We start from the raw sequence: 16,967 nt of genomic DNA on the forward strand, positions 1-16,967 counted from the left end.
ATCACAGATTAATGTCTCTTTATAGACCTTTTGTTGCTATTATACTAAGTAAACTCGTTACTTAGGTGTAATCCCATGAAAATATTAACAAAAACCCTGCTGCTTAGCCTCTGTACTAGCCCCTTCGTGATGGCTGATGATGAGATCAATTATCTCGATTATCGTGCTGCAAACAGTGCTATTAACTACAGCTTTATCAATATCGCCGCTGGTGCCAAAGGCTATCAAGAAATAAATAATAATCTCACCGTTGCTGGTATCAATGGACAAGCACTGCTTAATGAATCGTTTATCTTCAAACTTGGTTATAAAGCAGAATTTTACGATGAGACAATTAACGCTACAGAGATCTCTTTTCAAGACAACTTTGCGAATATTGGCATAGGCTGGCGTTATCCTATTTTGAAATCAACGGATCTTGAAATCGATGGCAATCTTATATATTACTGGAATAGTGAAACCGATAATGATGACATTGGTTTAAAAGTGGGTGCAGCGCTTAATCATGGCTTTGGAGAAACCTTTGATGCCACATTAGGTATTCATTACCAGTCAATAGACCAAACTGATATTGGTAGCATCGAATTAGCCTTTACTAAATATATAACCCGTTATGTGGGTGTTGGCATTGATGGTTATGTCGCTCAATTTAATGACTCAGAACTCGATAAAACACTGGGTAACATCGGTTATCTGGGCGTACATCTAAAACTGGCTTTTTATTAACGTAAGTTTCTATTATTTAACTAGTATTAGACTGAATGTCGTTGTTATAACATATTGCAAGAGTTGCATGTTATAGCAACTATATCCGCCTCTATCGACTAAGCCCTCATGGTAACCCTCTTGAATAACCACCTCCAAAGTTCATATTAAAATACCTTACTCTTCTGCCGGAAAGTGACAAAGTCATCAACAACTCAGAGAAACCAGTAAAATTACTCAATGAGTATTTATATACCTCTCTTTTAATCCCTCGTTTTTTCACAATAAATCAAACATAAATTATCCTCCCACCTAAAAATCATATACCAATGTTGTATTACTTATCTACCAAGCTGTAACAATAAAAGCACAAACAAGTAACATTCACATCAAAAAAACAAATACAGCAAAGCAATCAAAAAGCATTTGACGTTACAGATCACATAAAATCTAACTCAAATACAAGCCCGTACAAATACCCTTATTAATCAAGCGTTAAAAACATCAAATAATGAAAAAAATAAAGATTGATCTTGGTTTTTAATCATATTCAACGCTTAACGTGAACGAGATCGTTTTAATTGAACACAACCTTTGATGATAAAAAATATTTTTAATAGACTCAAAATACAAAAAATCATATTGTATTATTTAACAAATATAAGGAAGTAGCATGAAAATAACTAGAATTGTAGCCATCTCTTTAACAGCAGCACTTGCATTTGGTTGTCGTTATGATGCCCCTGAAGAAGAGCAAGACCCTGGTACAATTGACCCACCAGCAGAATGTACGCCGGGGGTAGATTGTGAAGAGGTAGAAGTAGTTGCAAACTCGGTATTAATTCTAGATGACTCAACAGAAGAGGCCGGAGAGATGCGTTTTAACCTTCCAAGTGCACAGCCTTCTGGCGAACTATCAGTTAATATCAAAGTTGATTCTGCAGATGAAAAACTAAGTTACATTACTTTATTTGGCTCATCTACATCTACAAGTAATGCAATTCTTGATCTTAAAATGGGAGGCAAAAACTCTGATTACGCAAGTGATGCAGGTGATGATGAAACGGTTATCAAGTTACGTGAAAACAACGATTCTGCTGGTAATAAAGTTGAGGATCAAGATACAGGCTTAGCCTACCCAGGTAGTGAATGGGTAAATGTTTCTCTTAAATGGGGTGCTGGCGAAGTTATCATTACATTAAAAAATCATGCCTCTGGCGAAGAAATTGGTTCTTACACCTCTCCAATGCAAAATGTGCTAGATGTTGAAAAAATCACCTTTAAGATTTCTGATTCTGGTGGTGTTACCACAACAGACGCACCTTATTATATTGATGACATTTTTGTATACGATGCTGACGGAGTTATCACTTACGAAGATAGCTTTAATGCGGAAGAATTTACAAAGACTTATTCAACGAAAGCTTCTGTTGTATTAACGGATGCTGAAAATGCAAATCCAGTAGATGAAGATGACGGTGGTGAAGAGCCGGGAGAGCCATCGGAACCATCGGAAGTATTCGAAAATTTTGATTCATACGAAACCGGTGTAGAGGTTTCTCTAGCCAACGGCAGTGCTTGGAAAACTTGGAATACAGGTGAAGATGAATTAGGTGCTTATGCGTTAGCTGAAATAACTGAAACTCAATCATTTAGTGGTACAAAGTCTCTATATTTATTTGATGGTTCAACTAAAACAAAACCATCTGCAGCCTTGGAGTTCTCTGCTGGGGAGGCGACTGAAGGTTCAGTTTCATTCTATGCTCTTCTTCCAGCAGAATCTGAAGAAGAAGGCACTGTAAAAAATGCAAAATCAACCTATTTTAATATTGGTACTAGTAAAGATAACAGTGGTAGATATTTTGAAATTAAAGTAAGTGGATCAGGAAAAATTCAATATGAAGCTGGTGATTCAGACCCTGAGATAACTACGATTACAGCAGGCGAGTGGGTTAAATATGAGCTTAGCTGGACTGCAGAAAACCAAGTAACTGTAAAAATAAATGGTGTAGATTTTGGTCCTTATGAGCAAATAGATACAGGACTAACAGGTGGTACACCTACGCAATTCACAGTTTATACTGGCGATAACAGCGGCAACAACAATACAGCTTATATCGACGATGTGGATTCAGAATTGTTCTAATCAAGTTTGATTAGGTAACTAACTGTCAAATATATAAATAAGGCCGACTTTTTAGTCGGCCTTTTTGTAGCTCATTTATAAAAACAATACTGCATATAATGGCTTGACCACTACGCATAGATCAACAACCGATAATTTTTTATTAATTTAATAACCCCTTATTCAATTAGCAATAATTTATTAAAAATTACAAAATGGATACTACACAGTGAAACTTAACTTAAAAACGCCAATTACAACGCCCCTTGTATTATCATTATTACTTTCAGCATGCGGTAGTAGTGATAGTAATTCCAACGACGATAAAGATGTTCTCCCCCCTGTGTTTGATGGTGTACCCTACGATTACGCGCAATATCAAGACGCCCTCGATAATGCTAACTTACAACTTACAGACCTTGCTGACTGTGAAAATAATGATGTTGACCAAAGTTGCTCAAAATCAGATGTTGTCAAAGCAGGAGGTTACCAAGACTATGACAATGAACACTTCTATATAGATAGCACCTCTGGCTGGCTTACTTTTGCAATGAGTGGTGATAGCAATCGTTCAGAATTACGTTTTGTTGAAAACTTCAAAACCAATTTAAGCGATACACAATATCAATTATCTGCACAAGTAATGCCTATCAACCCGAATGAATCAGTACAAAATAGCAGTGATGGAGAAGAGATCACCCTATTACAAGTACATAATAAAGGTGAGTCAGGAGAAACAGACGAAACCGTTTTATCACACCCTCTACTACGTGTAATTTGGGATGGTGAAAATCGCACCGATGACAATACAAACCTATCCTACAATAACGCCTATTGGGCAGTATTGAAAACCAATGCGTTTGAGTGCTCAGATACATCGAAACCAGCGTACTCTAATAACTGTGGTGACTCATATGATTATTTATATCTTGGCGATTTTAATCAAAATGAACAGACTTCATTTGATATTATTGTAGGTAATGAGCGCTTAATTATTAATGTCGATAATAGACAAAAAGTGGACGTTGACATTAGTTACTGGTCACACTTATATAGCTACTTTAAAGCCGGTGTTTATAATCAATATGAAAACGGCAACAGCATTGCTCAATTCAAAAGTATTACTTACAGTGAAAACCCTTTTGATGATGAGTCATCAACTGAATTACCAATGAATGATTTAGATCCCTCGCTGCCCCCTTCTGCTAACTTTGACCTGTCATTATGGTATATCAGCATACCTGTTGATAATGGTGAAGGTGTTGCCACCGGTATCAAAGAAGAAGAACTGAACGACGGTTATGAAAACACGGACTATTTTTACACTGCAGCTGATGGTGGCATGGTATTTAGAGTGGGTAAATATGGTTATAAAACGTCAATCAATACTAGTTATACCCGTACTGAATTTCGTGAAATGTTACGTGATGGTGAAGATATCGATACCAAAGGCGTCAATGGTAATAACTGGGTATTCTCTTCAATATCAGTCGATGAACAAGCTAAAGCAGGTGCTGTTGATGGCATATTAGAAGCGACATTAGCTGTAAACGAAGTTACAACCACGGGTAAAAGTAGCGAGGTTGGTCGCGTTGTCATTGGTCAAATTCATGCTCCAGATGATGAGCCACTGCGCCTTTACTATCGTTTATTACCAGGACATAGCAAAGGATCAGTCTACTTTGCCCATGAAGCTAATGGAGATGTTGTAGATTCAGAAATTTATATCGATTTAATTGGCAGTAAAAGCAGTAGTTCAGAACCTAGTGACGGCATCGAATTAGATGAAAAATTCTTCTATCGCATTGAAGTTGAAGGTGATGAACTTACCGTCACTATTAAGCGTGATGATAAAGCCGATATTGTCGAATCAATCAGCATGGCGAACAGTGGTTATGATGTCGCTGGACAGTATATGTATTTTAAAGCGGGGGTTTATAACCAGTGTAAAACAGATGCTAATGGCGATGAGGTCGATCCCGAGGATTTTGCTACAACCCCCAATACAGAGTTTGCACAAGCCACCTTCTACTATCTAAAAAACGAACATTAACTTTATAAGTTAACGTATAAACGAGGAGACTTTACTGGATCTATAAAAGGGATTATTACATTTAGTAATAGTTCCTTTTAATTGTATGAATAAAAAGTGAGATTTATTTATACTGACAATTAATCATGTCACTACCGACATAGATTCTCCCCCGTTACCCCTCCTAAAAACCGTTTAAATTCACGATTTATTGATAAGCATCATTTATATAACCCCATAAATATCGATTTTACCCCCCTCTGTTATGCTTCTTTTTTTACACGACTTTCGTCAGTTAATATTTATAAAAAATATTGCCACAAATAAAAGTACATCCATCAAAAGTGATAACATTGAGCATGGTATTTTTCCCAATATCATTAAAACTATTATCACTTTTTCTAGAAAGTAGTAAATAACTAATCAATTGCAGTTAAGCCATCATTTGAACGGCTAAGTAATTTAAATTAACTATATTTGCCAATATTTTATCACTTAGGGCCAAATAGACTCGTTCGATATCTAACATTGATAACACCTAGTATCAAGAAACAGGTATTGCATTCAGTTTAAATTGATCACAACACCAGAGAAATAATAGATTAGCAACCAACACAATAGTATTTATAAATTAACGTAATACAAATCAACGAATAAACATATAAATAAAATCATATAAATAATAACTATTAACTAAGAATTAGAGAACAAAAAACAGTAAGCCACTGATTTAAAAGCAAATTAAAACAACCTTAGCACTAAACACCATCAGCCAAATTAAAAACAAGACAGCGGTCACAGACCTACCCCCTTAAAATTAGGTATTCTATTTGTAGTATTTTAGACCAGGGAAATGAAAGAGTTAAGCGACAAAAGCTCCTACATAATGGTCACTACTTATTAATTTATTGGTTATCAAGTAGCAGGTACAAACATTAGCTTATTTGTAAAAAAGCGAATGTTGGGGTGCAACAGGAATAGCGCTCTTATATTACCAAAACTTAAATCAGTTGCGCCGAGTGCGCCACTCAACTTGTAGCGATATAAAAATAATATTAACGCTACAACACAATTATTTAACTGGAAGAAAATAATGAAATTACAACATAAAATTGCCTTAGCGATTTCTGCATCACTTATCTCAGGTGCTGCTTTTGCAACACAAATCGATTACCGTCATGAATGGAAAGCTGAAAGCAAAACTCAAGCTAACCGTATTAAACTAGGTTCAGGCTTTAAAATCAATGATGATTGGAAAACCAATGTTGGCGTTGAAATGAAATTTCAAAGTGATGATGCTGAACGTTCGTTTTCTGATCTTAAATTAACAGAAACAGAATTAGATCTAGGCGCAACTTACAAAATCAATAAAAACTGGGAACTTAAACCTGGTATGCCAATCGCAATGACTTCTGTGCGTACAGTAATTAAACCACAGCTACGTGTTGTTTATAAAGCAGATATGGGTCTAACAACTGCCTTACGTTACCGTTATGAAGTTGCTAACTATATCGACGGAGAAGGTAAAACAGGTCTGGATGACGTGTACTCTGAACGAACTACACAATCTAAAGTAACGTTAACGGGTGCATACAAGTTTGAAGATCTACCAAACCTTAAAGCAAGCTACGAAGCAAACTACTGGAAGTCTCATAACGACCTGAAAACATTTGATAATGGCAATGATAATTACGACCTAGGTCTTAAAGTCGGTTACCAACTTGGTGATTGGCAGCCATATGGTGAAATCTGGGATTCAAGTGTAAGTTCAAGCCATGACCAACGTCAATTAAAATACCGCCTTGGTATTAAATACAAATTCTAAATTGACCTTAAGGTGATCGATAGACAAGCGCTATTGACAAGTTAATTTCGGTTGCAAGGCTGTTCACTGAACAGCCTTTTTATTTATCAGCCATCAGGTAGTTCCTCCACATTTTTCTCACTCTCTGCATACAAATATCCGAGTTTTTTATCTTTTTACACGTTGAGATGATCACTGACTTGTAACTAAAGCTATCAGCTAGAGCAATAATGAATCCTACACAATTCAATCGCCCGGCGATTAAGTACCTGCAAGCTATATAAAATAGCGATTATTACCTCTTGCACTATCTTCCATTTCGCATCTAAAACCAATTTACAACGTTGGGAAAAACTAACCATAAACGGTCATGGTCCATACTGGTATCCCCTTTGTTATAGTAAAACCATATCATCTAATCTATCACTGCTAGTGAAAATAAAAGACAGCCCTACTGTATTGAGTTGCCATAGCGCGTAAAGCCTCAATGACGCGCCTGCTCCCTATCACAGAGCCTCAATAAGGCCTTATTACAATAATATGAAAGAGTCTATCAATACACTACAAAGGCATCAAGGTAAGCTTAAATTTGCAGGAGGAGATACAGAGGAGTAATAGCGATGTTTTTTAGCCAGATAATATAATTAGTTTCGTTGAGGTCGAATCTAGACCATCACAACCAATGTTAATCGCTTAGCTGATTCATCTATTAAGTTAATGACAATACGAGTTGTTGTTGAACGACAAAGGAATATCAACGCACAGACCAACAGAGTGTTCAATAATTAAGATCTGTGGATGGGTTGGAACTGAACAGAGGCGTTATAAAAGTATATAAATTGGGTATAAAAAAGCGGTTAGACCGAATAAACTGTCTAACCGCTATATATATTTATACATTTGAACCAGAGATAAAACTAACTATTAACTAAGCTTTCTTAGCGTTAGCTTCTTCTTTAGTTGAGCCGTCTACCGCTTTAATCAACAGAAGACCAACAGCTAGTACGATACCACCACATAATACGAAGATTAGACTTTGCATGAATGGGTTTGGCACAAAGAACATTGCCATGATACCAACACCAGCAGAGCTGATTAATAGACCAAGCATTTTACGTTGCTTGTTATCTAGTACTTGTTGAGCAGCAGTTTCATTAACAAGCGGCGTCGCTAAGTTATTGAAGAATAAATCAACATCTTTCTCACGTTCAGCAGATAATGGTTTGTAGAAGAACGTAGTCGCACAGAAGAAACCACCTGTGATGACAATGTGACCTAGCAGACCAAGACCAACTTTAAGATCTTTCCATTCACGACCCGTTAGTGGCGTTTCAAGGCTGAACCAGTTTTGGATATCTTCCGCAGAGATAACTAAACCTACGTAGTAAGATACACAACCACCAACGATTAATGTTGCCCATGCAGCCCAATCCGGTGTCTTACGAATGAAGAAACCACAGAAAGCAGGAACAGTCATTGGGAAGCTGATTAACGCACCCACATACATCATTGTATCGAATAAGCTCAGGCCTTTAAGTGAGTTAATAAATAACGCCACCATAATAATCACAAGACCAAATACAGCAGATGTAATCTTAGAACATGTTACAAGCTCTTTCTCAGTTGCGCCTGGACGTAAAACAACTTGGTAGAAGTTTTTAACAAAGATACCAGAGTTACGGTTTAAGCCCGAGTCCATTGAAGACATCGTTGCCGCAAACATCGCAGAGATAAGTAGACCAACCATACCTACAGGCATGTATTCACTTACAAAGTAAAGGTAAGCATAATCTGCAGCTTTTTTACCCGCATCAGGGTAAACAGCAAATAGGTCAACACCTGTTGACGCAAGGAACCAACTTGGTAGGAACCAAATAATAGGACCGATTGTCATTAGAATACAAGCAAGTAGTGCTGCTTTTTTTGCATTCTTAGAGTCTTTTGCCGCAAGGTAACGGTAAGAGTTAAGCATATTATTAGTGATACTGAATTGCTTAACAAAGATAAAGAATGACCATAAAGCAAAAATACTAAAGTAGTTAATTTCTGTACCAACAAGGAAAGTAACTTCACGTGTCGCTTCGAAACCCTCGATGATATTAGAGATACCACCACCTTGGTTAAGTGCAACAATTGCACACGTAATGGTTACTGCCATGATGATAACCATCTGCATAAAGTCAGATGCGATTACCGCCCAAGAACCACCAGTCACAGACATACCGAGTACCACTAAACCAGTAATCCAGATAGTTAACTCTATATCAACACCAAAGAGACCAGAGGCGATAATAGCAAGACCGTTTAACCAAATACCCGCATTGATTACACTGTTTGGCATACTTGTCCAAGTAAATACTTGTTCATTTTTGCTACCAAAACGTTGACGTACAGCTTGAATTACCGTTACTACACGTAGTTGGCGGAACTTCGGTGCAAAGTACAGGTAGTTCATTAAGTAACCGAATGCATTTGCAATAAAGATAATCGCAACGGTAAAACCATCGTTATACGCTTTACCAGCAGCACCGGTGAATGTCCAAGCACTAAATTGTGTCATGAATGCGGTTGAACCTACCATCCACCAGAGCATATTACCGCCCCCACGAAAGTAGTCACTGGTATTGGATGTAAATGTCCTGAACATCCAGCCAATTGCGATTAAAAATAAGAAGTACACACCCACGATGAGTATATTAAAATCCATGTTAAAGCCCTTCGGTTAATTAGAATTAACCAGACAATATATGAAGTCGTGAAGTATTTGTATTACAATAATAAAATACTGTGATTCAAATCATATTAAAAAAATCAAACACACAACAACAACAAAAAAATCAAAAAAAACAAAAATACCAACAATGCATTGAAATCAAATAAGTTACCATCAAAAACAGAACAATAAACAACCTATCTTAAAGTGGGAGCATAACCACGGTGCATTTATGGAGATTGAGCTGTAAATCAAAATCATTAGTATTACTAATGCAAATTCAAATGGAAATAAATAGGTAGTTATTACATAAAAGCATGAAAGATAATGGGGAATAATGTGCATTACTATTAATTAATTTTTTTAGATACACAGGCATGTAAAATACGTTGCTAATTTGTATCAATTAAAATCTACAAAGAGTTGTAATGACAATGTGAAACGACTCAATACGTATCGAATAAAAAACACCCTATGCTACTAGTGTTTGATATCGCCAAATCCCCCCCCCCATGATCATACAACACAATAAAAATCAAACTGACACCAATCGCGACATCAATTTTTAATCCAAGAATAAGCAGCAAGCAGCGTTCTTCAATGTGCCCCCTTTAGCTGCATTTAACTACAACCCCAATATCACACTCAATTATTTCACAATACAATGATTTAATAGAGTAAATGTCATACTAATTTCTATGCCTAAGCTGTTACTGAATTGGCATCTTAAATAGAAATTGATCGTGATTATTGCTTTGTTTGCGTAATATACTGGCATACATTGCTGAGATATTAGAGATTGTATTAGACACTAAGTAGTAAGATATATTTCTAAATATTCCCCCTTAGAAACTTAAAAAATTCATTTTTTAGGCAAAACAATTAACCTGGGAATGATCTGTTATTTTGGATGCTGTATTAGGATAAAATGCTCAGCACTTTCTAATCTTCGTTACTCTGTAGGTAAAGACGACATACTTTTTAGCCATTACTTTCTATCTACCTCGTGAATGACTCCATCAATTAATCATATTAATTATTTTTAGACAGAGAAATTAAGATAGTGCCAAGAAACGACTAGGCACTCACCTTAACTTTGTAAGATAAATTTTAATACTTTTTCTGCTTTTCAGTAACCCAATTAAATATTTTACAGCGTTTATAGACTTAACATTCACCACAATAGAACTGCCACTAAAAATATTCCGCGATTAAAGACTAAAAAAATACTACGTTACTATTGCCCTCAGAAAATGACCTGCGGGCATAAATATAACCGATATAAATTAGACAATTAACCTACTTCCTTTCCATATAATTCTTCCTATCACTTACGCTTAACCAAAATTATTAATATTTGGCTTCGAAACTCCCCCCTATCTCACACACATATATTTTCATTGTGTTCATTGCTCCCACAGAAAATATAACCATCTCCAAAATAGCTTGCAAAGGAAATAAACGCACACCAAAGGATCAACAAAAGATAAAGCACAAAACAAAAACCTTAGCGTGACACCAATCACAAGCACGGCCTTTTATAATACAAAAACACAAAAAAAATCGCATAAAATAGAGATGTCAACACAGAACCAGATCACAGTAAAAAACATAACATACACAACAAGCAAATAAAAACAAACACTTACAATAACTCGACAACAAAAAACAAGAAAGTTCCATCAGGTTGCAGCAAAAGATTTCAAATGCTAATCTCATTTTCAGTCAGCGGCCATCAGCGCTGTTGTCATAAAGTATTATCAATGCAATATAAATGCGCTTCATAAAGGCGCGATTACAACTCAAATCTTAAATAGGGAAGTTTAATATGAAAAAGGCTATTCTTGCGGTTATTATTCCATCAATATTATTTACTAGCTCTGCATTTGCTGGTATCTATTTAGTTAAAAACGATGATGTTTCGGTTAACTTTAATGGTGATATCGATCTGAAATTGCTTTACAAAGAAAATAACGATGTAAATACATCATCAATTGATGCTAACTTCGATGATTTTGACTTCACATTCAAATACTTCGTTTCAGATGGTTTAACATTAATCGCAGAAACTGATTGGACATCAGAGTCTGATAAAAAAAGTGGTGTTGTTAATGCTGGTGTTTGGGCTGGTTTTAAAACAGATTATGGTTTATTACGTTTTGGTTACCAAGCAAACTCATTTGACCCCTTTGGTATCGATAGCTCAGAGTTAACAAGTGCAGGTATGGCATCTGGTGACTTAGATGGTGACGGTACAGATCACCCAGAATCAATCGTTTATGAACATAAAATTAATAACGTTTGGTTCAGTGGTACCTACGGTTATGAAGGCGCAGATAAAGATCAGTCTCGTCAGTTACAACTAGCAGTTAGATATATAGTTAAAGACTTAAACTTTGGTGCAGGTATTGGTAATACAAAAGCATTTGAAGATGATGACAGCTCAGCCACTTACGGTGATGTAATAGCAGACGGTACTTATGCTCAAGCTGAAGTTGATTACACTTGGGGTAAATTACGTACAGCTGCACTTGTTTCTTACCTTAAAAATGATACAAATGATCGTGAGTTAAATGGTTATGAAATTGATGTGAGCTACATGATCACATCTAAACTAAGATTAGCAGCGGGTTGGGATCGAATCGACCAAGATATGGGTGCACTTGAAGATGATAACTCAATTGATAACGTATACCTTGCATTAAAATATAAATGGAATAAATATGCATCTATCCATGCAGAGTTAGGTCAACGCGATGGTGATTTTGCAAAATTTAATGGTAGCGATAAAGCATATGACGAGAAACTTGCTGGTATCCTTCTTGATTTAGATTTCTAAGCTTATCTTCATCAGTTAGCATGATGTAAATTTACGCCTTAAAGAGTTACCTTTTTAAGGCGTTATTTATTAGTGAACTAATACCCGCCATTACTTAACTCTGTCAAATTTACCATTAACACACTATTAATTTATCTAACCCATAATAGATGATGTCATAGCAACTGACTCATTAGCAGATCAATATCCCTGCTTAATAAGCTTTATTACTTAGTTGTAAATGTTGCATTAACGTAAGGTTATGGGGGCAGAGTTTAAAGCTTGTTGGCAGAAGTGATGATCAGCAGGCGCATAGTTACTTAATTAGTTATGTAATAATTGCGTAATAGATGGTGATTAAATGTAGATGGCTACCTCTTATTCTAACCAGCAATATAGGAAAAATATTCATATAGATTGGTAGTACGTTCTTCTCTTCGTCTTTAACCAGTAGTAAACCAATCGCAAAAACAATACCGCCTTGGTGTTAAATATAACGTCTAAACGAACCTAGTTTAATTAAATTATTTAGCCCCCTCTAAGGAGGATGATTTTATTTTTTATCCCCACCATTGATGCCAATAATTTATGTTAGCGCTAGTCACATCAACCTAGTTCCACATTAATTTAACTTCTACAAGACACTCTCTCTATTAGGTAGTTTTATCCGCTTTATTGCCAATAAAATAATGAAACCTTCTACCCACAACAAAAACACAAAAAAAACAGAACAAGAAAATAAAAACAAAACAACGGTTCACTTATGGGTGACCAAAATCACAAACACAAACAAAAAACACAATAAAAACACTCAATGTAAATGATAAATTAGTGATGCAAATACAGAAACAGATCACATTTCATAATAAACCACTGTTTCATTAAGCACTACATCAACAACTTACGTTTAGACGTTAGAAAAAACCATTACTTACCCTCTATTTGCAGCATAAAAAATCAAATGCTAATCTCCAAATCAGTCAGTAGACACCACTGGCAATACATTGTTTTTTTAACAGCAACTTACAGAACCACTGCTTTAAAAAAACTTTTGAAATGAAACTATAGGGAAATTTAAAATGAAAAAGGCTATTCTTGCGGTTGTTATTCCATCAATATTATTTACTAGCTCTGCATTTGCTGGTATCTATTTAGTTAAAAATGATGATGTTTCGGTTAACTTTAATGGTGACATCGATCTGAAACTACTTTACAAAGAAAATAACGATGTAAATACATCATCAATTGATGCTAACTTCGATGATTTTGACTTCACATTCAAATACTTCGTTTCAGATGGTTTAACATTAATCGCAGAAACTGATTGGACATCAGAGTCTGATAAAAAAAGTGGTGTTGTTAATGCTGGTGTTTGGGCAGGTTTTAAAACAGATTATGGTTTATTACGTTTTGGTTACCAAGCAAACTCATTTGACCCCTTTGGTATTGATAGCTCAGAGTTAACAAGTGCTGGTATGGCATCTGGTGACTTAGACGGTGACGGTACAGATCACCCAGAATCGATCGTTTATGAACATAAAATTAATAACGTATGGTTCAGTGGTACCTACGGATATGAAGGCTCAGATAAAGATCAGTCTCGTCAGTTACAGCTAGCGGTTAGATATATCGTAAAAGATTTAAACTTTGGTGCTGGTATTGGTAATACAAAAGCATTTGAAGATGATGACAGCTTAGCTACTTACGGCGATGTAATAGCAGACGGTACTTATGCTCAAGCTGAAGTTGATTACACTTGGGGTAAATTACGTACGGCTGCACTTGTTTCTTACCTTAAAAATGATACAAATGATCGTGAATTAAATGGTTATGAAATTGATGTGAGCTACATGATCACACCTAAACTAAGATTAGCAGCAGGTTGGGATCGCATCGACCAAGATATGGGTGCGCTTGAAGATGATAACTCAATTGATAACGTATACCTTGCATTAAAATATAAATGGAATAAATATGCAGCGATCCATGCAGAGTTAGGTCAACGCGATGGTGATTTTGCAAAATTTAATGGTAGCGATAAAGCATTTGATGAGAAACTTGCTGGTATCCTTCTTGATTTAGATTTCTAAGCTTATCTTCATACGTTAGCATAGTGTAAATTTACGCCTTAATGAGTCACCTTGTTAAGGCGTTTTTTATTATTGTCCTAATACCAATAGCCCTCACTACTTACCGCTGTAAATTATCCTTAATACACCATTAATCACGCGACTCGATTAACTGACATCGTACTTCCTTCATATAGTAAGTTATCACTATTGGATGCTCTAATAGCATGCTGCTCATTGGCCGATCAATATCTCTGCCTAAAAGGCATTATTGCTTAGTTGTAATCTTGTATTAACGTTAGCATAGTAAAATTATAAGAAATACAATTCAAAAACAATCTGTTACTGATGGCCTGATGAATGTTAGCACTTACTAAGTTCGTCATGCTTATTGCATATCGGATAATAAAATATTCGAGGCTTGTTAGAAAAGTGATGATCAGCAGGCGTATCATTGCGAAATAGATAACAATTCAATGAAATGTCGTTATCTATTATTTTCACCAACAATATAGGTCAAATACTTATAGGCAGTATGTTCTTCTTTTTATACCAAGTCGATTGATTTAGTGTTCAAAAATTGCGCCGGAAAAAGACGTTAGTTCAAGGCGCAAGTTGCAGCTAATGGTTATTCCCTTGGCAAAACTTGTAACGTAGGAATAACGTCTTTTAACCAGCAAGATTGGTCAGATAATTAATGGATTGGGTATTATCAGCCATAAAAAAACGGTCAGACTAAATAGCCTGACCGTTTATAATGACTGAATTCAATCATTGATAAAGATTATGGAACAACTAACTTAGCTTAATTCAGCTAAACGTTCTTTGTCTTCTTCATCATTATCATCTTCTTGCTCAACTGTCTTATCTACGGCTTTAACCAGTAGTAAACCAATCGCAAGAACAATACCGCCACATAATACAAAGATTAAGCTATCCATGAATGGATTTGGTAAGAAGAACATTGTCGTAATACCAAGACCCGCTGCACTGATTAATAGACCTAACATTTTACGTTGTTTATTATCAAGACGTTGCTGAGCATTCGACTCGTTATATAATGGCGTTGCTAAGTTAGTGAAGAACAAATCAACATCTTTTTCACGTTCAGCAGATAACGGCTTGTAGAACAACACAGTACTACAGAAGAAACCACCGGTAATAACGATATGTGCCATTAAACCAACACCAACTTTAAGATCATTCCATTCACGACCTGTTAGTGGCGTTTCAAGACTGAACCAGTTCTGAATGTCATCAGCAGTGATCATGAAACCAACGTAGTAAGATACACAAGCACCAACAATTAATGTTGCCCAAGCAGCCCAATCTGGCGTTCTACGGATGAAGAAACCACAGAATGCTGGAATTGTCATTGGGAAGCTGATTAACGCACCAACGTACATCATCGTATCAAATAAGCTCAAACCTTTCAGTGAGTTAATGAATAACGCAACCAGGATGATGGTGATACCAAAGAAACCAGAAGTGATCTTAGAACACAAAACAAGTTCTTTTTCTGTTGCATTTGGACGTAAAACAACTTGGTAGAAGTTTTTAACAAAGATACCAGAGTTACGGTTTAAGCCTGAGTCCATTGAAGACATCGTTGCTGCAAACATCGCAGAGATAAGCAAACCAACCATACCAACAGGCATATATTCATTTACAAAGTAAAGGTAAGCATAATCACCCGCTTTACTGCCCGCTTCAGGGTAAACAGCAGTCAGATCAACACCTGTTGTCGCTAAGAACCAGCTTGGTAGGAACCAAATGATTGGACCAATAGTCATTAAGATACAAGCAAGCAATGCTGCTTTACGTGCATTTTTTGAATCTTTAGCAGCAAGGTAACGGTATGAGTTAAGCATGTTATTAGTAATACTAAATTGCTTAATAAAGATACAGAAGCCCCAGATTGCAAAGATACTGAAGTAGTTAATGTTTTCACCAACAAGGAATGACTCTGATGGGAAGTTAGCTACGATATTAGTGATACCATCACCGTGGTGAAGCGCGACAATCGCACAGGTAATCGTTACCGCCATAATGATAACCATCTGCATGAAGTCAGATGCGATAACGGCCCAAGAACCACCAGTTACTGACATTGCTAATACCACTAAGCCAGTTGCCCAAATTGTTGTTTCAGTATCAAAACCAAAGATACCAGAAGCGATAATAGCAAGACCGTTTAGCCAGATACCAGCATTGATTACGCTGTTTGGCATGCCTGTCCAAGTAAATACTTGCTCATTTTTGCTACCAAAACGTTGGCGTACTGCTTGAATTACCGTTACAACACGTAGTTGGCGGAATTTCGGCGCGAAGTACGCAAAGTTCATGAAGTAACCAAATGCGTTTGCAATAAAGATAAGCGCAACAGTAAAACCATCAGTGTATGCTTTACCTGCAGCACCGGTGAATGTCCATGCACTAAATTGTGTCATAAAGGCAGTAGAGCCTACCATCCACCAGAGCATATTACCGCCCCCACGAAAGTAGTCACTTGTATTTGTTGTAAACGTTCTGAACATCCAACCAATTGCGATTAGAAATAAGAAATATACGCCAACAATTAGCATATTAAAATCCATAGTTTAAACCCTTCGTTAATTAATTTAGATTGAAGATATATTAGTACCCCCATTATTTGTATTACAATAATATTGTATTGTGATGAGGTTCAAACTAATTTTAG

General features: G+C 36.2%; 8 protein-coding genes. 6 read left to right on the forward strand and 2 right to left on the reverse strand.

Translation table 11 applies throughout. The features are described from left to right. Positions 1-75 precede the first annotated feature (75 nt). From QQK09_RS13420 to QQK09_RS13435, 4 genes are all read left to right on the forward strand, one after another. Complete coding sequence (locus QQK09_RS13420; protein ID WP_284204664.1) at positions 76-726, forward strand: hypothetical protein; 651 nt, start codon at positions 76-78, stop codon at positions 724-726. 652 nt (positions 727-1,378) lie between these two features. Further along, positions 1,379-2,851, forward strand: a complete 1,473-nt coding sequence (locus QQK09_RS13425; protein ID WP_284204666.1) for a hypothetical protein — start codon at positions 1,379-1,381, stop codon at positions 2,849-2,851. 208 nt (positions 2,852-3,059) lie between these two features. Beyond that, positions 3,060-4,883, forward strand: a complete 1,824-nt coding sequence (locus tag QQK09_RS13430) for a polysaccharide lyase family 7 protein (protein ID WP_284204667.1) — start codon at positions 3,060-3,062, stop codon at positions 4,881-4,883. A gap of 1,072 nt (positions 4,884-5,955) precedes the next feature. Continuing rightward, a complete protein-coding gene (locus QQK09_RS13435) occupies positions 5,956-6,687 on the forward strand; it encodes an oligogalacturonate-specific porin KdgM family protein (RefSeq protein WP_284204668.1) in 732 nt (243 codons plus the stop codon). Positions 6,688-7,594: 907 nt separating this feature from the next. Here the strand turns inward: QQK09_RS13435 and QQK09_RS13440 are convergent. Then, a complete protein-coding gene (locus QQK09_RS13440) occupies positions 7,595-9,373 on the reverse strand; it encodes a sodium:solute symporter family transporter (RefSeq protein WP_284204669.1) in 1,779 nt (592 codons plus the stop codon). A 1,834-nt stretch (positions 9,374-11,207) separates the two neighbouring features. Between QQK09_RS13440 and QQK09_RS13445 the strand changes: the two genes are divergently transcribed. Together QQK09_RS13445 and QQK09_RS13450 are read left to right on the forward strand one after the other, a co-directional pair. After that, positions 11,208-12,218: a porin gene (locus QQK09_RS13445; protein ID WP_284204670.1), complete on the forward strand. Its 1,011-nt coding sequence runs from the start codon at positions 11,208-11,210 to the stop codon at positions 12,216-12,218. Between the two features lie 1,058 nt (positions 12,219-13,276). After that, entirely contained in the window at positions 13,277-14,287 is a 1,011-nt protein-coding gene (locus tag QQK09_RS13450) for a porin (RefSeq protein WP_284204671.1), read from the forward strand. A gap of 779 nt (positions 14,288-15,066) precedes the next feature. Here the strand turns inward: QQK09_RS13450 and QQK09_RS13455 are convergent. Next, positions 15,067-16,863, reverse strand: coding sequence for a sodium:solute symporter family transporter (locus QQK09_RS13455; protein ID WP_284204672.1), 1,797 nt, complete (start codon positions 16,861-16,863; stop codon positions 15,067-15,069). Between the last annotated feature and the right edge of the window lie 104 nt (positions 16,864-16,967).

The organism is Psychromonas marina (genome assembly GCF_030161115.1).
Classification (GTDB): Bacteria; Pseudomonadota; Gammaproteobacteria; order Enterobacterales; family Psychromonadaceae; genus Psychromonas; species Psychromonas marina.